The organism is Pseudomonas sp. ADAK7 (assembly GCF_012935675.1).
GTDB lineage: Bacteria > Pseudomonadota > Gammaproteobacteria > Pseudomonadales > Pseudomonadaceae > Aquipseudomonas.
This window is the reverse complement of record NZ_CP052861.1, coordinates 322,484-340,802: the sequence shown is the minus strand read 5'-3', so window position 1 is coordinate 340,802 and position 18,319 is coordinate 322,484. Positions and strand designations below refer to the sequence as shown.

The following is an 18,319-nucleotide window of genomic DNA, read 5'->3' as shown; positions in this document are numbered from 1 at the left end:
CATCGCCTCGGGAGTACCGTCATGAAACAGGCCGCGTATATCGCGTTCGCATTGCTCGGCCTGATCTGGGGCACCAACTTCATTTTCATGAAGTGGGCTGCCGCCTGGATTACCCCAACCCAAATCGTTTTTCTGCGAGTGTTATTCGGGTTCCTGCCAATCCTGATATTCGCCTTGGTGCGCCGAGGCCTCAGCTGGTCGCACTTGCGCCATAGTCATCACTTTCTGGTCATGGCTTTACTGGCGACGGTGATTTACTACTACGCGTTCGCCAAAGGCACGTCGCTGCTGTTGTCGAGCGTGGCCGGGATGCTCAGCGGCGCGATCCCGCTGTTTTCCTTCGTGACGGCGTGGCTGTTCCTGCGGGCCGAACCGCTGAATCGCCGCACAGCCTTCGGCATTTTCCTCGGGTTTATCGGGGTGATCCTCATCGCCCGACCGTGGAACAGCCTGGCGGCGGGGGTCGATGTCAGCGGCGTGTTGTATATGATTGCCGGCTCGCTGAGCGTCGGCTGCTCGTTCGTGTATGCGCGGCGTTTCATCACGCCCCTGGGCCTGTCGCCGCTGGCGCTGTCGACCTATCAAATTGGCTTGGCCCTGGTGTTGATCACGCTGATCACCGATATGCACGGCATGAGCGCAATCAGCGCCGACCCGGTGGCACTGACCGGTGTGATCTTGGGTTTAGGCCTGGCCGGCACCGGTATCGCCTACATCCTTTATTACTTTATCGTGCAACGCCTGGGCGCCCTCGCCGCTTCTGGCGTCACCTACATTCCGCCGGTGGTGGCCTTATTGATTGGCACCCTATTGGTGGGCGAACCGATCAAGAGCCTCGACCTGTTGGCGATGCTGCTGATTCTTGGCGGCGTCTATGTGCTGCAATCAGGCAAGAAAAACCCCACGATCCCGCCGACGGTCGCGCTGCAACCGAACACCTGAGTCCCCCCGTCAGGGAGACACGGCGCCGGTAGTTCCCTAAGATGCCGGCCATCGATACATCTAAAGAATGTGAGCCCGCCATGCCTCGAGTCTCCCGCAAACAAGCCGATCTCAACCGCGAAATCATCGTCGAGGCCGCCACGCGGCTGTTTCGCGAGCGCGGCCTGCATGGCATCAGCGTCGTCGATGTGATGGGCGCCGCCGGCCTGACCCATGGCGGTTTCTATGGGCATTTCGAGTCCAAGGAAGCCCTGGCCCGTGAGGCCGGAGGTCGGGCGTTCGAGCAATCGGCAGAACGCTGGAAAACCAGGATCGCCGAGCACGCTGACCAGAACGCCGCCCGGCACGCGCTGATCAAACCGTATTTGTCGGCCAGCAGCCGCGACAATCCCGGCGACAGCTGCCCGGTGGTCGCCTTTGCCGGGGACATGTGCCACGAAGCAGCCGATAGCGGTTTGCGCCAGACGTTCATGGACGGCCTCAACCGCCTGCTGGAATCCTACGGATCGCTGCTGAATTCAGGCGATGCCGACAGTGATCGACGCCAGGCGCTGGTGGAGTATTCACTGATGGTCGGCGCCCTGACCCTGGCCCGCGCCACCCGTGGGGACGTCTTGTCCGATGAGATTCTTGATGCAGCGCGGACCTTTCTGACAGCGGACAACGCCGTTGACAAGCCTGCAACGCCGACAGCATGATCGCCCCCATGAACTTTGCTGCGCTGAACCTCACCCGCACCAGCACCACGACCGCTTCCGGCGGGTCGTGGGGTGGCTGGCCGAGATAAATCCAGCGCAGTAGACCCAAGGCCCCGCCAGCAATGGACGGGGCCTTGTTGTTTCTCCCGTCCGTTCGGCACTTCACGGAGAAACACCTATGTCATCGGCACTTTTGATCATTGATATGCAGGTGGGCCTGTTCAGCGGCCCGGACCAGCCCCACGACGGCGAGCGAATACTGGCCAACATCCAGCAACTCATACGCCGTGCGCGAGCACTTGAAGTATCGATCTTTGCGGTCCGCCACACCGGGCCGCAAGGTTCTCCCATCGAGGCCGGCAGCCCCCTTTGGCAGTTGCTGCCCGCCCTGGAGCTGGATGCCAGCAGCGACAGCCTGTTCGACAAGTGCAAACCCAATGCTTTCTACGGAACAGCACTGGCAGAGCAACTGCGGGCCGGCGGGATCAACGAGCTGTTCATCGTCGGCATGAAAACCCAGTACTGCATCGACAGCACTTGCCGGGCCGCGGCCGACCTCGGGTTCAAACCGGTGCTGGTGGCCGATGCCCATACCTGCATGGACACGCCCGCGCTGCCGGCCCGGGCGATCATCGAGCACCATAATGCGACCTTGAACGGTGCGTTCGCCCAGGTCGTTTGCACGGCGGACATTGAATTTTGATCGATTGAAAAGATCGCCGGCTTCGCCAGCTCCTACACTGATTGCATTCGTCGACATTTTGCCGACAACCGCAATCCCGCAGGAGCTGCCGCAGGCTGCGATCTTTGATCTTTGCGGCGATCTTTGGTGATTGCCAAACCGCTCTGGAATCAGCAATCTGAAACGACTTTCGAGCCCCGACATTTCGATGCCCACAGGAGCCCAGCATGACTGCAACCGTTCTGGTATTGGTTGAAACCATCAATGACTACCTGCCTATTCTTGAACATCAGGGCTTTCACCTGATTCTGGCACCGACCCCTGCCGAGCGCGCCCAGGCCATCGCCACCCACGGTGCGCGCATCGATGCCGTGCTGACTCGCGGCCCGCTGGGGTTGTACAGAGAAGAAATCGCCGCCCTGCCCACCCTGAAAATCATCTGCGTGATCGGTGCCGGCTACGAACACGTCGACCTGCAAGCCGCCAGCGACCGCGGCATCACGGTCACCAATGGCGCCGGGGTCAATGCCTCTTCGGTGGCCGACCACGCCATGGCCTTGTTGCTGTCGCTGGTGCGCGATATTCCCCGGGCCGATGCCGCCGTGCGCCGTGGCGAATGGCCGAAAATCATGCGCCCATCCCTGGCCGGCAAGCGCCTGGGCATTCTCGGATTGGGGGCGGTCGGCCTGGCCATCGCCCAGCGTGCGGCCAATGGTTTCGACATGAGCGTGAGTTACCACAACCGTCAGCATCGCAGTAACGTGCCGTACAGCTACTGCTCGACGCCGACGGAACTGGCCCGGGCCTCGGATTTCCTGATCGTCGCCACGCCCGGCGGGCTGGGCACCCAGCACCTGATCAATCGTCAGGTGCTGGACGCGCTGGGGCCTAACGGTTTCCTGGTGAACATTGCCCGGGCCAGCGTCGTGGTCACGGCAGACCTGATCAGCGCGCTGGAGCAACGCAGGATCGGTGGCGCCGCACTCGACGTGTTCGACCATGAACCCAAGGTGCCCGATGCCCTCAAGGCCTTGACCAACGTGATTCTGACGCCCCATGTCGCCGGGCTGTCCCCGGAGGCCACCCAAGGCACCGTGGAGCTGGTGGGCAAAAACCTGCTGGCGTTCTTTGCCGGTCATCCGGTGCTGACGCCGATTGAGTTGCCGATTCCGATCCTCGCCCGGAGTGCGCCCTAAAGCACGCCCGACAGCGCCCACAGCCGTCGGGATAGCTCACCCAATCAAAGCTCCTTACTGGCAGCGCAGCATTCCCTGAGCCATAGCCTGCGCCGCCGCTTTTCGCACATCAGGAACGTTGATTATCCAGCAACACGCTAGCCTATAAGACCGGGCCGCGCTTGTGGCACGCCCGTCTCACCATTAGATTAGCCAATGATGTCTGGCCTCCAAAATAAGCAGAAGGGATAAGCATGGCGCTTACTGATCAGTCCACCCGTATCCGCTCCGGCGAAGAACTTGATGCCAGCCTGATCGATCCGTACCTCAAGGCCCATATTCCGGGCCTGAGCGGCTTGCCGGCGATCAGTCAGTTTCCCGGTGGCGCGTCGAACTTGACGTACCTGCTGGAATACCCCGAACAGGAATTCGTCCTGCGGCGCCCGCCGTTCGGCCACAAGGCCAAGTCCGCCCATGACATGGGCCGCGAGTTCCGCATTCTCAACCAGCTCAAGGACGGCTTCCCCTATTGTCCCAAGGCCTACGTGCACTGCACCGACGAATCGGTGATCGGTGCCGAGTTCTATGTGATGGAGCGGGTCAACGGCATCATCCTGCGCTCGGAACTGCCGCCGGAACTGGGCCTGGATTCGGCCAATACCGAAGCGCTGTGCAAAAGCTTCATCGACAAGTTCGTCGAACTGCACCGGGTCGACTACAAGGCTTGTGGCCTGGCCGATCTCGGCAAACCCGAAGGCTACGTGGCACGGCAGATCAAAGGCTGGAGCGAGCGCTACGAGAAGGCGCTGACCCCCGACGCGCCGCAGTGGGACGTGGTCAAGGCCTGGCTCAACGACAAAATGCCCGCCGACCACCCGACGTCGAGCATCGTCCACAACGACTACCGCTTCGACAACGTGATCCTCGACCCGAACAACCCGATGGACATCATCGGCGTGCTCGACTGGGAACTGACCACCCTCGGCGATCCGCTGATGGACCTGGGCAACACCCTCGCCTACTGGATCGAAGCCAGCGACCCGGCGCCGGTGCAACTGATGCGCCGCCAGCCGAGCCACGCGCCGGGCATGCTGACCCGCCGCGAGTTCGTCGATTACTACGCCGAACGCTCGGGCATCCAGATCGACAATTTCGACTTCTACTACACCTACGGCCTGTTCCGCCTGGCCGGCATCGTGCAGCAGATCTACTACCGCTTCTTCCATGGCCAGACCCAGGACAAACGCTTCGCGCAGTTCATTCACATGAACAAACTGCTGGAGCAGATGAGCTTGCAGGTCATCCAGAAATCCAGCCTCTGATCCAGGCCTCAAAACAAGACTTTTTATAAGAGAATCCCATGTCCAAGACTCAGTTGTTCGACCTCGACGGCAAGATCGCTTTCGTCTCCGGCGCCAGCCGTGGCATCGGTGAAGCCATCGCCAAACTGCTGGCCCAGCAAGGCGCTCATGTGATTGTTTCGAGCCGCAAACTGGACGGCTGCCAACACGTGGCCGACGCGATCATCGCCGCCGGCGGCAAAGCCACCGCCATCGCCTGCCACATCGGCGAAATGGAACAGATCACCCAAGTCTTCGCCGCCATCCGCGAGCAGTTCGGGCGCCTGGACATCCTGGTCAACAACGCTGCGACCAACCCGCAATTCTGCAACGTGCTGGACACCGACCTCAGCGCCTTCCAGAAAACCGTCGACGTCAACATCCGTGGCTACTTCTTCATGTCGGTAGAAGCCGGCAAGCTGATGCGCGACAACGGTGGCGGCAGCATCATCAACGTGGCGTCGATCAACGGCATCTCGCCGGGGATCTTCCAGGGCATCTACTCGGTGACCAAGGCGGCGGTGATCAACATGACCAAAGTCTTCGCCAAGGAATGCGCGCAATTCGGTATTCGCTGCAACGCGTTGCTACCGGGCCTGACCGACACCAAGTTCGCCTCGGCGCTGGTGAAGAACGATGCGATTCTGAAGACTGCTTTGCAGCAGATCCCGCTCAAACGCGTCGCGGATCCGAGTGAGATGGCGGGTGCGGTGCTTTATCTCGCCAGCGATGCATCGAGCTACACCACGGGGGTCTCCCTGAACGTAGATGGCGGTTTTCTGTCCTGATTCGATTCACCCGAACACAAAAAGGCAGCCTCGGGGCTGCCTTTTTTATTTCACGCCGTCACTCACTGATCGTTCCCACGCTCTGCGTGAGAATGCCTCTTCGGACGCTCCGCGTTCGGCTCTGGATGGGACGCGGAGCGTCCCGGGCTGCATTCCCACGCGGAGCGTGGGAACGATCAGCCGGAAGAAATATAAATTCTACCATTTGCTAATAACGAATATTTATTCCATAAATAGCCCTCCTGAAAACAAAAATCCAAAAGGACCCCGGCTATGCGCGAACTCGGTATCGGACTCATCGGCACAGGTTTCATGGGCCGTGCCCACGCCTTGGCGTTTCGCAATGTCAGCGCGGTTTTCGAACTGCCCCTGAAGCTTAAACTCGCCGCCCTGGCTGACGCTGATCCGCTGCGCGCCCGGCAATGCGCCGATGCCTGGGGTTTCGACAGCGCCCACAGCGACTGGCAACAGCTGATCGATGACCCGAAGGTCAATCTGATCGCCATCACCACCCCCAATCACCTGCACTACCCCATGGCCATGGCCGCCCTCGCCGCCGGCAAACCGGTGTATTGCGAAAAGCCCCTGGCCGTAAGCCTCCAACAGGCCGACGCCATGCGCCTGGCGGCCAAAGCCGCGGGCGTGGTGACGCGGGTCGGTTACAACTATCAGCACAACCCGATGATCGGCCTGGCGCAGGAGCTGATCGAGAACGGCGAACTGGGCAACATCATCAGTTTCCAGGGTGAGTTCAGCGAAGACTTCATGGCCGATGCCGCATCGCCCTGGTCCTGGCGTTGCGATGCCGAGCATGCCGGGGGTGCGCTGGCGGACCTGGGCAGTCACCTGCTGTCGATGGCCCGCTATCTGCTGGGCGATGTCGAGGCGGTGTGCGCCGATACCCAGACCGTGCACCGGCAACGCCCCGCCACTGCCGGCAGCCAGGAGCAACGCACCATCGCGGTGGACGATCAGGTCCATGCGCTGCTGCGGTTTGCCAATGGCGCCCGGGGCACGTTCAGCAGCAGTTGGCTCAAGCACGGTTACAAGAATCACCTGAGCTTCGAGATCAGCGGCACAAAAGGCACCCTCGCCTTCGATCAGGAACGCTTGAATGAATTGCGCCTGTTCCGCGCCGGGCAGGACGGCTTCCAGCGCTTGCTGGCGGGGCCGAACCTGCCGGGCTATGCAGCGTTCAGCCCGGCGGCCGGGCATCAACTGGGTTACAACGAACTGAAGACGCTGGAGGTGCATGACCTGGTGATGGCGTTGGCCGGGCTCAGCCAAGGGGGGACGGATTTCGAACAGGCGTGGGAAGTGGAACGGTTGGCGGCGGCGATTCGCTTGGCGGCGAACGAATCGCGTTGGGTCAGGATCGAGGAAGTGTAGGAATACCCGCCGCTCAAGACTGGCACTGAACCTGTGGCGAGGGAGGTTGCTCCCTCGCCACAGGGTTGTTCATCGCCTGCTGGATCTATTGAGTGACACACCGGGTGGTCGTGGTGGTTCGAGTCACCTGCTCGTCCATGCGCGCATCGCCCATCACATCGGTGTTATCCAGGGTCTGGCAGGTGCGTTCAGGCGGCGGTGGAGGTATGACGGGGGCCGGCGGCGGCGGACTGGCACAACCACTTGTAATCACCGCGCAAAAGGCGAGCGACAGCGGCATCAAAACGCGTTTCCCAAGACTCTTCATAGACAGACCTGCAGTGGCTGATCGACGTGTTTCCGCGACACGCAAACATCACCGCGCAGCCGCGGACCGGTCACAGAAAATAAGTACCACGCATTTCTTATAGCCTAGCTACCCGCCAATGCCAGTAAACGCCCTGGAACAGGCGGATAGGTCGATCACAAATGATGGGCTCGCCGGCACTGAGAATTGAGGTTCTACGAGGTTTCGGGCCGATGCAGGCCATTGCTCTCAAGCTCATAACGCAGCTCCTCGATCAACGCCACCACCGCCTCCGGTGTCCTGAGGTTGGCCACACTCAAACCACTGACCACCAGATCCACCTGCCCCGACACCGGGTGATAGAGCTTCACGGTCAAGGAGTTGTCCCCCGTGAGCGTGCACTCACAGGCCAGCGGCGAAAAACTCCGTTCCAGTTGAGTACGCAATTGCGCCAGATAAATCATCTTGATTCACCCAACCGACACGGCAAAATCGAAGACATTGTTGAACTGCTCGTGACTCATGTGCCTGTTCCTTTAGCTGTTTCGAAGGGGACGCGATAACGGTCCGGAGACGCTTATCGCACCCTCACAGATTAAGAACTGCGCCACGGTGCCAGAACATCCATTTGCACCGCTGTGACTAGTGCATTTGCACCTTATCGTTGCGCCTTTGGCCGCCACTCGGTGGAGAACAATCCACGCTCGCGCGCCCAGACAATCGCCTCACTGCGACTGTGCACATCCAGCTTGGAATACACCGTGGACACGTGATTGCGCACAGTGTTCGGCGCCAGTTTCAGGCGGGCGGCGATTTCCTTGTCGGCCAGGCCTTCGCAGATCAGCCCGAGCACATCGCGCTCCCGCGCCGTCAGGTCGGTGAACGACACGCTGGGCAACTTCGGCGAATTGACGTTCTTCACATTGGCGAGTTTTTCGATCAGGGTGCGGCTGAACCAGGAGGCGTCTTTCATCACCTCTTCAATTGCCGATACCAGCTCCAGTTCCGTGCGTTTGCGCTCGGTAATGTCCATGAACACCAGCAGGTAGCAGGGGCTGTCCTGAATGTTCACGGTGTCGGCCGAAACGGCGCACTCGATCAGCTCGGCGCCCTTCTTGCGCACCCGGACGTCGATGCGATCCAGGCTGCCGGCCTTCTCCAGCGCCGCAAACAAGCGCGTGCGCGCGCCCTTGTCGTCGATGAAGTCGATCTCGGTCACGGTCTTGCCGAGCACTTCTTCGCTGGGGTAAGCGAAGGTATCGAGGAAGGCTTCGTTGACGTCGATCACCAACTGGCTCTCGGCGCTGCACACCAGGGTGGGCACCGGCGTCAGGCGAAAGGCCTTGGCGAAGCGCTCCTCGCTCTGGCGCAAGGCAAGTTCGACCTTGTGCCGCGGCTCCATGTCGACAAAGGAAAACAACATGCAGTCTTCTTCATTGAGCTCCAGGGGTTGCCCGGCAACGACCACCTGTTTACTGCCGCCGTCGGGCAGCTTCAGCTCGGCCTGCATCTGCGGAATCGTCGCGTGCTGGCGCAGGCGTTCGATCGCCAGGTCTTTCTTTTCCGCGCCTTGCAGAATGTCCAGTTCATAGGTGGACACGCCGATCACTTGATCACGGGCGTAACCGGTCATTTCCAGGAAGCCCTGGTTGACCTTGATGTAACGCAAATCGCTGAGACGGCAGATCACCGCCGGGGCCGGGTTGGCGTTGAAGGTTTTCTCGAAACGCTGCTCGGCGCTGGCCCATTCGGTGACGTCATTCATGATCAGCACCAGGGACTCCGGCTCACCGGCACTGTCGGCCAACCCCATGCTGCGCACGCTGTGGACCCACATGCGCTCTTCATCGCCGGCCGGCATCACCTCCACCAATACATCGCTGAAAATCTCGCCCCGGGCGATGCGGTTGATCGGGTAATTGTCCGCGGGCACCGGGTGATTGTTGCGATAGCGCAAGGCGAAGCGCTTGGCGTACTCCCTGGCATTCGCCCCCAACTCACCGATCTCACTGACCCCGTGCATCGCCAGCGCGGCGTCATTGGCCCAGAGAATGGTCTGGTCAAGCTCCAACAGAATCACCCCGTCGGACAAACCGGCGATGATCTGCTGCAACTGACGACGATTGGTTTCGGTGGTCAGGACGTCCTGGCTCATTGGCTCTCCACAAAGTGCGGCGTCGCTTTCAAGCGCCGCCCTGTGAAGATTACGACCGCGGGGGGTGGCAATCGTGCAGCCGGATCAACGTGATCCTGATTGAACGCCGACTCTGTGGGGGCGGGCTTGCTCGGGACAGCGGTATGCCAGTCAACAGCGCTGTTGAATATGCAAGTCTGTTCGCGAGCAAGGCGAATCGTCGCATCCCCCCTCCCACAGTTTTGATGGATTGGACATCAAGCCGCCAGCTCACCATCGGCAATCGCCGCCGAAGCCACCAGCATCGCCCGCAACAACACCGCACACCCGGCCGCCAGATCATCCGGCGCGGCGTTTTCGATTTCGTTGTGGCTGATGCCGCCTTCGCACGGCACGAAGATCATCCCGGCCGGGCCGAGTTCGGCGAGGAAGATTGCGTCGTGCCCTGCTCCGCTGACGATGTCCATGTGCGACAAACCCAAACCTTGGGCGGCGCCGCGGACCGCTTCGACGCAGCCCTTGTCGAAATACAGCGGTGGGAAATCAGCGGTGGGTGTCAGCTCGAACGTGAGGCCGTGTTCCTCGCAGGTGGCTTCGATGACTTCGCGCACTTCAGCGATCATCGAGTCCAGGCGCGCCGGTTCCAGATGCCGGAAGTCGAGGGTCATGCGCACTTCGCCGGGAATGACGTTGCGTGAACCGGGGTAGGCTTGCAGGCAGCCGACGGTGCCGCAGGCGTGGGGTTGATGGCCGAGGGCGGCGCGGTTGACGGCGCCGACGATGACGGCGGCACCGACCAGGGCGTCCTTGCGCAGGTGCATCGGGGTCGGGCCGGCGTGGGCTTCGACGCCGCGCAGTTTCAGGTCGAACCATTTCTGGCCGAGGGCGCCCATGACGATGCCAATGGTTTTGTGTTCGTCTTCGAGGATCGGGCCTTGCTCGATGTGCGCTTCGAAGTAAGCACCGACCGCATGGCCGCTGACCTTGCGTGGGCCGGCGTAGCCGATGGCATTGAGTGCTTCGCCAACGGTGACGCCGTCGGCATCGACCTTGGCCAAGGTTTCTTCGAGGGTGAATTTTTCCGCAAACACCCCGGAGCCCATCATGCACGGGGCGAAGCGTGAACCTTCTTCGTTGGTCCAGACCACCACTTCCAGCGGCGCTTCGGTTTCCACGCCGAGGTCATTGAGGGTGCGCAGTACTTCGACGCCAGCGAGCACGCCGAAGCAGCCGTCGAACTTGCCGCCGGTGGGTTGGGTGTCGATGTGGCTGCCGGTCATCACCGGTGGCAGGTTCGGGTTGCGGCCGGGGCGGCGGGCGAAGATATTGCCGACGGCGTCGACAGTGACGGTGCAGCCGGCCTCCTCGCACCAGTTGACGAAAATGTCCCGGGCCTGGCGGTCGAGGTCGGTCAGGGCCAGGCGACACACGCCGCCCTTGACCGTGGCGCCGAGCTTGGCCAGTTCCATGAGCGACTGCCACAGGCGGTCGCGGTTGATGTGCTGATGGGTGGATTGCAGAACGTCTACGGCAGCGTTCATTGGGATCTCCTCAGGCAGTTCTTATGAGTTTCTTCAGGCAAATTTTTGATAGTTCCCACGCTCTGCGTGGGAATTCATCCATGGACGCTCTGCGTCCGCTTCTGGGACGCGGAGCGTCCCGGGCTGCGTTCCCACGCAGAGCGTGGGAACGATCATTACACCGGAGATTTCGCAACAGACGGGCTCGGGCGCATCGAACACAACCCGTAATAAATCAACCCGCCCAGCGCCGAGCCGGTAAACCAGCCATAGCTGTAGAACCAACTGAACGCATCGCTACCCAGCGACAGCAAGGTCAGCACCACCGGCACCCCAAAGGCGATAAAGCCAAACCAGTTCCACGCCGGGTACACGTCATCGCGATAGAGCCCGGCCAGGTCCAGTTGCTGTTTCTTGATCAGGAAATAGTCCACGACCATGATCCCGGCGATGGGCCCGAGCAGGCTGGAATAGCCGAGCAGCCAGTTGGAGTAAACGGTTTCCAGGCTCACGTCAGAGACGATCAGCCCGAGTTTTTTCAGCAGTTCATGGCCCATCAACAGCAACCCGACCACACCGGTCAACATCACGGCTTTGGTCCGATTAATGACCTTCGGTGCGATGTTCTGGAAGTCATTGGTCGGCGAGACGATGTTCGCTGCGGTGTTGGTCGACAACGTGGCGATGATGATCAGCGCCATCGCCACGGCAACCCAGACCGGGCTCTGGATATGCCCGATCAGGCTGACCGGATCGGAAACGGTCACGCCCACCAGTTTCACCGACGCCGCGGTCATCACCACACCGAGGGCGGCGAACAGGAACATGGTCAGGGGCAAGCCGAAAATCTGCCCGAGGATCTGGTCCTTCTGGCTTTTGGCATAGCGGCTGAAGTCGGGGATGTTCAGGGACAACGTGGCCCAGAACCCGACCATCGCCGTCAGCCCGGCAGCAAAATAACTGACCACGCTCGCGCCTTCAGGACGTTTCGGCGGGATCGCCAGCAACTCGGTCATCGACACATTGGGCATCGCCCACACCAGCAACCCGATGCCGACCGCCACCAACAGCGGCGCGGACAGGGTTTCCAACCATTTGATCGACTCGGCGCCGCGCAGCACCACCCACAGGTTCAGCGCCCAGAACACCATGAAACCGATCACTTCACCGGTGCCACCGAGGGATTTCCAGCCTTCGAAAACCGAGCCCAGGAACAAGTGAATGGCCAGGCCGCCAAACATCGTCTGGATGCCGAACCAGCCACAGGCCACCAGCGCCCGAATCAGACAGGGCACGTTCGAGCCGAGGATGCCAAACGACGAGCGCAGCAACACCGGGAACGGAATGCCGTACTTGGTGCCGGCGAAGGCGTTGAGGGTCAGCGGGATCAGGACGATGAGGTTGGCAAACAGTATCGCCAGCAACGCTTCGCCGACACTCAGGCCGAAATACGCGGTCAGCACGCCGCCGAGGGTGTAGGTCGGCACGCAGATCGACATACCGATCCACAGCGCGGTGATGTGCCATTTGTTCCAGGTTCGTTCGTGCACCTTGGTCGGTGCCATGTCGTGGTTGTAACGGGGACTGTCGAGGACGTCGGTGCCGGCTTCGAGCTCAAACAAGCCGTCGCGCTCGGTCACTTGCGATCTGATCTGTTGCATGGCCGCTCCACTGTTCTTTGAATTATTTTTGCTCATCAGGGGCTGGCGCCTGGGGGCACGAGCCGACGATGGCCGGAGGAACTGACAACTTTCATGGACCGGCCAAGGTGTCAGCGGCGGCATCAATAAACGTGCCGGGGTCCCCGCTGGCGCCTCGCGCCGTGCCATAAAACTTTGCTAAACAACTGATGTTCATCAGTTTTATTAATTCAACTATCGAGTCTTCGATTACTTGCCACATCACTCAGGCCGAATGCGCAGCAAGTTGTCGGAACCGTCAGGACTCAATCTGGTGCATCCCTCTTTTTTTCAAACTTGCGCATCAACCATAGACCATCCTCAAGCGGCTGATTTCACATAGGAAATCTGGTCTTTTTTTCGATCCTGTCAAGTGCGTCAAAATGGTGATTGGCCTCACCATTTTGGTGATTGTTGTTTTTAATCGTTATTTATCAACAACTTAATTACGATATAAGCTTATAAAAAATAATCTTGCTCATTCCATCAACACCAGCTAGCGTCTATTCCTGACAGCGCTGACAGGAATACACCTGTTTGCGTCGGCTTCATATAAAACATTTAGAACCGGCATAAGTCGGTCATGCCTGCGAGGAACTCGGAATGTCTCTGTTGATCCGTGGCGCCACCGTTGTTACCCATGATGAAAGTTACCGTGCTGATGTGTATTGCGCCGACGGCGTGATCAAAGCCATTGGTGAAAACCTCGATGTTCCGGCCGGTGCCGAAGTGCTCGACGGCAGCGGCCAATACCTGATGCCCGGCGGCATCGACCCCCACACTCACATGCAACTGCCCTTCATGGGCACGGTGGCCAGTGAAGACTTTTTCAGTGGCACGGCGGCGGGTCTGGCCGGGGGTACGACGTCGATCATCGACTTCGTGATTCCCAATCCGCAGCAGTCGTTGATGGAAGCCTTTCATCAGTGGCGCGGCTGGGCCGAGAAGTCGGCGTCGGATTACGGCTTCCATGTCGCGATCACCTGGTGGAGCGAGCAGGTGCGCGAGGAAATGGCCGAACTGGTCAGCCATCACGGCATCAACAGCTTCAAGCATTTCATGGCCTACAAGAACGCGATCATGGCCGCCGACGACACCCTGGTGGCGAGTTTCGAGCGCTGCCTGGAACTCGGCGCGGTGCCGACCGTGCATGCGGAAAACGGTGAGTTGGTCTATCACCTGCAACGCAAGTTGATGGCCCAAGGGATTACCGGCCCGGAAGCGCATCCGCTGTCGCGACCGTCGCAAGTGGAGGGTGAAGCCGCGAGCCGGGCGATTCGCATTGCCGAAACCATCGGCACGCCGTTGTACATGGTTCATGTCTCGACCAAGGAAGCCCTCGACGAAATCACTTACGCCCGCAGCAAGGGGCAGCAGGTCTACGGTGAAGTGCTCGCCGGGCATTTGCTGCTGGACGACAGCGTCTATCAACACCCGAACTGGCAGACCGCCGCCGGTTACGTGATGAGCCCGCCCTTCCGCCCTCGCGGTCATCAAGAGGCGCTGTGGCACGGCCTGCAATCGGGCAACCTGCACACCACCGCTACCGACCACTGCTGCTTCTGTGCCGAGCAAAAAGCCGCCGGGCGTGACGACTTCAGCAAGATCCCGAATGGCACCGCCGGTATCGAAGACCGTATGGCGGTGCTCTGGGATGAAGGGGTGAACACCGGGCGCTTTACGATGCAGGACTTCGTCGCCCTCACCTCCACCAACACCGCGAAGATCTTCAACCTCTACCCACGCAAAGGCGCAATCCGTATCGGTGCCGATGCCGACCTGGTGCTGTGGGATCCGGAAGGTACGCGGACCATCTCCGCCAAGACCCACCATCAGCAGGTGGACTTCAACATCTTCGAAGGCAAGACCGTGCGCGGCGTGCCCAGCCATACCATCAGCCAGGGCCGCGTGGTCTGGGCCGATGGCGACCTGCGCGCCGAGCGTGGGGCCGGGCGGTATGTCGAACGGCCGGCGTATCCGGCGGTGTTTGATTTGCTGAGTAAACGGGCCGAGTTGAACAAACCGGTTGCCGTCAAGCGCTGACCCCTGTGGCGAGGGAGCTTGCTCCCGCTGGCCTGCGTAGCAGGCCCAACACCTGTCGACCCTGAGTGTCAGGAGTATTCAATCGACTGGATTTGGGGCGGCTTCGCCACCCAGCGGGAGCAAGCTCCCTCGCCACAGGTCATGCATGAATACCCAATGCCCACCAGAGGCAGACACCTCAAAAACCATGAGGCCTTAAACCGTGATCAAGACCCTGAACCACCTCCCGCATCCCTTCGAGAATGCGGCCGCCCTCGCCGGCCATTTCACCGACCTGGCGCCGCCGCTCAACGACCGTCAGGCGCATCTGGAAGCCTCGCGCTGTCTGTATTGCTACGACGCGCCGTGCGTGAATGCCTGTCCGAGCGAGATCGATATTCCATCGTTCATCCGCAATATCCATCAGGAAAACGTCCAGGGCGCCGCGCAGAAAATCCTCTCCGCGAACATCCTCGGCGGCAGTTGTGCCCGGGTTTGCCCGACGGAAATCCTGTGTCAGCAGGCCTGTGTGCGCAACAACGACCACGAGTGCGCACCGGTGTTGATCGGCCTGCTGCAACGCTACGCCGTGGACAACGCACACTTCAGCGAACACCCGTTCCAGCGCGCTGCCGCCACCGGCAAGCGCATCGCGGTGGTGGGTGCCGGCCCCGCCGGTTTGTCCTGCGCTCACCGCAGCGCGATGCACGGCCATGACGTGGTGATTTTCGAAGCCAGGGAAAAGGCCGGTGGCCTCAATGAATACGGGATCGCCAAGTACAAGCTGGTGGACGACTACGCGCAGAAGGAACTGGATTTCCTCCTGCAAATCGGCGGCATCGAAATCCGTCACGGGCAGAAGCTCGGCGAGAACCTGACCCTGAGCGAACTGCACCAGCAATTCGACGCAGTGTTTCTCGGCCTTGGCCTGGCCGCCAGCAAACAACTGGGGCTGGACCACGAAGATGCGCCGGGCCTGGTCGCCGCCACCGATTACATCCGCGAACTGCGCCAGGCCGATGACCTGACGCAACTGCCGCTGGCCGACCGTTGCATCGTCCTCGGCGCCGGCAACACGGCGATCGACATGGCCGTGCAAATGGCCCGTCTCGGGGCCCGTGATGTGAATCTGGTCTATCGCCGTGGCGTCGAGGACATGGGCGCCACCGGTCACGAACAGGACATCGCCAAGGCCAATCAGGTGCGTCTGCTGACCTGGGCGCAACCGGAAGAAGTGTTGCTCGACGATCAAGGCAACGTGCGCGGCATGCGTTTCGCTCGCACGCACATGGTCGACGGTCGCCTGCAAACCACCGGGCAAACCTTTGAGCTGGCCGCCGACGGGATCTTCAAAGCCATCGGCCAGGCTTTCGACGGCAGCGCCCTCGCCGACCCGCTGGCCCGGGAACTCAAGCGTCAGGGCGAGCGCATCCAGGTCGATGAAAACCTGCGCACCAGCATCCCCGGCGTGTATGCCGGTGGCGACTGCACCAGCCTCGATCAGGACCTGACCGTGCAAGCGGTGCAGCACGGCAAACTCGCCGCAGAAGCGATCAACGCCCAACTCATGCTCAACGTGGAGGCTGCGTAAATGGCCGATCTCTCGATTGTCTTCGCCGGCATCAAAGCCCCCAATCCGTTCTGGCTGGCCTCCGCGCCGCCGACCGACAAAGCCTACAACGTGGTCCGCGCCTTCGAAGCTGGCTGGGGCGGCGTGGTCTGGAAAACCCTGGGTGAAGACCCGGCGGCGGTCAATGTGTCTTCGCGGTACTCGGCGCACTTTGGTGCCAACCGCGAAGTGATGGGCATCAACAACATCGAGCTGATCACCGACCGTTCGCTGGAGATCAACCTGCGGGAAATCACCCAGGTCAAAAAGGATTGGCCGGACCGCGCGTTGATCGTGTCGCTGATGGTGCCGTGTGTCGAAGAGTCGTGGAAATTCATCCTGCCGCTGGTGGAAGCCACTGGCGCCGACGGCATCGAACTGAACTTCGGTTGCCCCCACGGCATGCCGGAACGTGGCATGGGTGCAGCGGTCGGTCAGGTGCCGGAATACGTCGAACAAGTCACTCGTTGGTGCAAGACCTATTGCTCGCTGCCGGTGATCGTCAAGCTCACGCCGAACATCACCGACATCCGCGTCGCCGCCCGAGCGGCCCACCGTGGTGGCGCCGATGCAGTGTCGCTGATCAATACGATCAATTCGATTACCAGCGTCAACCTGGAGCAAATGGTCGCCATCCCCACCGTCGGCCACCAAAGCACCCACGGCGGTTATTGCGGCTCGGCGGTGAAGCCGATTGCGCTGAACATGGTCGCCGAAATCGCCCGCGACCCGCAGACCCAAGGCTTGCCAATCTGCGGCATTGGCGGCATCGGCAGTTGGCGCGACGCGGCGGAATTCATCGCTTTGGGCAGTGGCGCGGTGCAGGTGTGCACGGCGGCAATGCTGCATGGCTTCCGGATTGTCGATGAAATGAAGGACGGTTTATCACGCTGGATGGACAGTCAGGGTTACGCCAGCATCGCGGACTTTTCCGGACGCGCGGTGGGCAATACCACGGATTGGAAATACCTGGATATCAACTATCAGGTGATTGCGAAGATTGATCAGGAGGCGTGTATTGGTTGCGGGCGTTGCCATATTGCCTGCGAGGACACGTCGCACCAGGCCGTGGCCAGCATCAAGCAAGCTGATGGCACGCATAAATATGAAGTGATTGATGATGAGTGTGTGGGGTGCAATTTGTGCCAGATCACCTGCCCGGTGGAGGATTGCATCGAGATGGTGCCGATGGATACCGGCAAGCCGTTTCTGGATTGGAATCATGATCCACGCAATCCCTACCACGTCGCGCCGTAACTGATCGTTCCCACGCTCTGCGTGGGAATGAGGCCCGGGACGCTCCGCGTCCCAATGGAACGCGGAGCGTGGGAACGATCGGGTTAGGGCTCCAACCCAATCCCGCGCAATATCACGCTGGTCACCGTCTGCACTGCCCGTTCGAACTGCATGTCCGACAGCGGCTGGTGCTCGTTCAGAATATTCACCTGATGATCAAAATCCGCGTAATGCTGGGTCGAGGCCCAGATCATGTACAGCAGCGCTGAAGGTTCCACCGGCAAAATGCGTTTGTCCTCGACCCACTGGCGAATTTTCGCCTCTTTCATCTTGGCCCAGTCATACAGACTGGCGTCCAGCGCCTCGCCCAACGTCGGCGCACCGTGAATAATCTCGTTGGCCCAGACTTTCGACCCGTACGGCCGGCTGCGGGAATGGTTCATCTTGGCGCGGATGTAGCTGCTGAGCACCACCCGCGGGTCGTCGAACATCTCGAAGCACAAGGCGTCCTGCTTCCACACTTCCAGCAGGTCAAACAATACCGCGCTGTACAGCTCGCCCTTGGTGCTGAAGTAGTAATGCAGGTTGGAGCGCGGCAGTTGCACCTCGGCGGCGATGTCGGCCATGGCGGTGCTGCCGAAGCCTTTTTCGGCGAAGACCTTTTCGGCCCCGAGCAGGATTTTTTCGACGTTACTGCGACGGATCTCGATCTTGTGATTGCCCATGAGGGCTCCCTGACAACAGCGTTGTCCAAGACTAGCATCCGCTCTGGATCGGGGCGACAGACCTTTTTTCACTTTCCCGGGGAAAACCGATTGG

15 protein-coding genes are annotated in these 18,319 nt (G+C 60.6%); 10 read left to right on the top strand and 5 right to left on the bottom strand.

The window, feature by feature from the left end; genetic code table 11:
* Positions 1-21: 21 nt before the first annotated feature.
* The 7 genes from HKK53_RS01685 (at position 22) to HKK53_RS01655 (ending at position 7,014) form a co-directional block, all read left to right on the top strand.
* The gene (locus HKK53_RS01685; RefSeq protein WP_169369041.1) at positions 22-942 is read left to right on the top strand and encodes a DMT family transporter; all 921 of its coding nucleotides are present in this window, start codon (positions 22-24) and stop codon (positions 940-942) included.
* A gap of 80 nt (positions 943-1,022) precedes the next feature.
* A complete protein-coding gene (locus tag HKK53_RS01680; protein ID WP_169369040.1) occupies positions 1,023-1,640 on the top strand; it encodes a TetR/AcrR family transcriptional regulator in 618 nt (205 codons plus the stop codon).
* 178 nt (positions 1,641-1,818) lie between these two features.
* On the top strand, positions 1,819-2,343 hold the full coding sequence (locus HKK53_RS01675) for a cysteine hydrolase family protein (protein ID WP_169369039.1): 525 nt from the start codon (positions 1,819-1,821) through the stop codon (positions 2,341-2,343).
* Between the two features lie 206 nt (positions 2,344-2,549).
* Positions 2,550-3,518, top strand: coding sequence for a 2-hydroxyacid dehydrogenase (locus tag HKK53_RS01670; protein WP_169369038.1), 969 nt, complete (start codon positions 2,550-2,552; stop codon positions 3,516-3,518).
* A gap of 233 nt (positions 3,519-3,751) precedes the next feature.
* Positions 3,752-4,819 (top strand): phosphotransferase family protein, encoded by a 1,068-nt coding sequence (locus HKK53_RS01665; protein ID WP_169369037.1) that lies wholly within the window; start codon positions 3,752-3,754, stop codon positions 4,817-4,819.
* Positions 4,820-4,857: 38 nt separating this feature from the next.
* Complete coding sequence (locus HKK53_RS01660) at positions 4,858-5,625, top strand: SDR family oxidoreductase (RefSeq protein WP_054047414.1); 768 nt, start codon at positions 4,858-4,860, stop codon at positions 5,623-5,625.
* A 273-nt stretch (positions 5,626-5,898) separates the two neighbouring features.
* Positions 5,899-7,014 carry a Gfo/Idh/MocA family protein gene (locus tag HKK53_RS01655; RefSeq protein WP_169369036.1) on the top strand — a complete coding sequence of 372 codons (1,116 nt, stop codon included), beginning with the start codon at positions 5,899-5,901 and terminating at the stop codon, positions 7,012-7,014.
* 501 nt (positions 7,015-7,515) lie between these two features.
* Here the strand turns inward: HKK53_RS01655 and HKK53_RS01650 are convergent.
* The 4 genes from HKK53_RS01650 to HKK53_RS01635 form a co-directional block, all read right to left on the bottom strand.
* Positions 7,516-7,764 (bottom strand): DUF1652 domain-containing protein, encoded by a 249-nt coding sequence (locus HKK53_RS01650; protein WP_169369035.1) that lies wholly within the window; start codon positions 7,762-7,764, stop codon positions 7,516-7,518.
* A 194-nt stretch (positions 7,765-7,958) separates the two neighbouring features.
* The gene (locus tag HKK53_RS01645) at positions 7,959-9,455 is read right to left on the bottom strand and encodes a helix-turn-helix transcriptional regulator (RefSeq protein ID WP_169369034.1); all 1,497 of its coding nucleotides are present in this window, start codon (positions 9,453-9,455) and stop codon (positions 7,959-7,961) included.
* Between the two features lie 236 nt (positions 9,456-9,691).
* A complete protein-coding gene (locus HKK53_RS01640) occupies positions 9,692-10,975 on the bottom strand; it encodes a Zn-dependent hydrolase (RefSeq protein ID WP_169369033.1) in 1,284 nt (427 codons plus the stop codon).
* 155 nt (positions 10,976-11,130) lie between these two features.
* Entirely contained in the window at positions 11,131-12,615 is a 1,485-nt protein-coding gene (locus HKK53_RS01635) for an NCS1 family nucleobase:cation symporter-1 (protein WP_169369032.1), read from the bottom strand.
* 621 nt (positions 12,616-13,236) lie between these two features.
* On the opposite strand from HKK53_RS01635, the gene hydA reads away from it, so the two are divergent.
* The 3 genes from hydA (at position 13,237) to preA (ending at position 17,521) form a co-directional block, all read left to right on the top strand.
* A complete protein-coding gene (gene hydA, locus HKK53_RS01630; protein WP_169369031.1) occupies positions 13,237-14,676 on the top strand; it encodes a dihydropyrimidinase in 1,440 nt (479 codons plus the stop codon).
* A gap of 202 nt (positions 14,677-14,878) precedes the next feature.
* A complete protein-coding gene (locus HKK53_RS01625; protein WP_169369030.1) occupies positions 14,879-16,246 on the top strand; it encodes an NAD(P)-dependent oxidoreductase in 1,368 nt (455 codons plus the stop codon).
* A complete protein-coding gene (gene preA / locus HKK53_RS01620; protein ID WP_169369029.1) occupies positions 16,247-17,521 on the top strand; it encodes an NAD-dependent dihydropyrimidine dehydrogenase subunit PreA in 1,275 nt (424 codons plus the stop codon).
* Between the two features lie 83 nt (positions 17,522-17,604).
* Here preA and HKK53_RS01615 read toward each other — a convergent pair whose 3' ends face one another.
* Positions 17,605-18,225 (bottom strand): TetR/AcrR family transcriptional regulator, encoded by a 621-nt coding sequence (locus tag HKK53_RS01615; RefSeq protein WP_169369028.1) that lies wholly within the window; start codon positions 18,223-18,225, stop codon positions 17,605-17,607.
* Positions 18,226-18,319 lie beyond the last annotated feature (94 nt).

Excerpts from the sequence above, each read along its gene's own strand:
- HKK53_RS01655 (WP_169369036.1), top strand. The coding sequence starts at position 5,899 with ATGCGCGAACTCGGTATCGGACTCATCGGCACAGGTTTCATGGGCCGT.
- HKK53_RS01640 (WP_169369033.1), bottom strand. The coding sequence starts at position 10,975 with ATGAACGCTGCCGTAGACGTTCTGCAATCCACCCATCAGCACATCAAC.
- preA (WP_169369029.1), top strand. The coding sequence starts at position 16,247 with ATGGCCGATCTCTCGATTGTCTTCGCCGGCATCAAAGCCCCCAATCCG.
- HKK53_RS01650 (WP_169369035.1), bottom strand. The coding sequence starts at position 7,764 with ATGATTTATCTGGCGCAATTGCGTACTCAACTGGAACGGAGTTTTTCG.
- HKK53_RS01670 (WP_169369038.1), top strand. The coding sequence starts at position 2,550 with ATGACTGCAACCGTTCTGGTATTGGTTGAAACCATCAATGACTACCTG.
- HKK53_RS01660 (WP_054047414.1), top strand. The coding sequence starts at position 4,858 with ATGTCCAAGACTCAGTTGTTCGACCTCGACGGCAAGATCGCTTTCGTC.
- HKK53_RS01635 (WP_169369032.1), bottom strand. The coding sequence starts at position 12,615 with ATGCAACAGATCAGATCGCAAGTGACCGAGCGCGACGGCTTGTTTGAG.
- HKK53_RS01675 (WP_169369039.1), top strand. The coding sequence starts at position 1,819 with ATGTCATCGGCACTTTTGATCATTGATATGCAGGTGGGCCTGTTCAGC.
- hydA (WP_169369031.1), top strand. The coding sequence starts at position 13,237 with ATGTCTCTGTTGATCCGTGGCGCCACCGTTGTTACCCATGATGAAAGT.
- HKK53_RS01680 (WP_169369040.1), top strand. The coding sequence starts at position 1,023 with ATGCCTCGAGTCTCCCGCAAACAAGCCGATCTCAACCGCGAAATCATC.
- HKK53_RS01665 (WP_169369037.1), top strand. The coding sequence starts at position 3,752 with ATGGCGCTTACTGATCAGTCCACCCGTATCCGCTCCGGCGAAGAACTT.
- HKK53_RS01685 (WP_169369041.1), top strand. The coding sequence starts at position 22 with ATGAAACAGGCCGCGTATATCGCGTTCGCATTGCTCGGCCTGATCTGG.
- HKK53_RS01645 (WP_169369034.1), bottom strand. The coding sequence starts at position 9,455 with ATGAGCCAGGACGTCCTGACCACCGAAACCAATCGTCGTCAGTTGCAG.
- HKK53_RS01615 (WP_169369028.1), bottom strand. The coding sequence starts at position 18,225 with ATGGGCAATCACAAGATCGAGATCCGTCGCAGTAACGTCGAAAAAATC.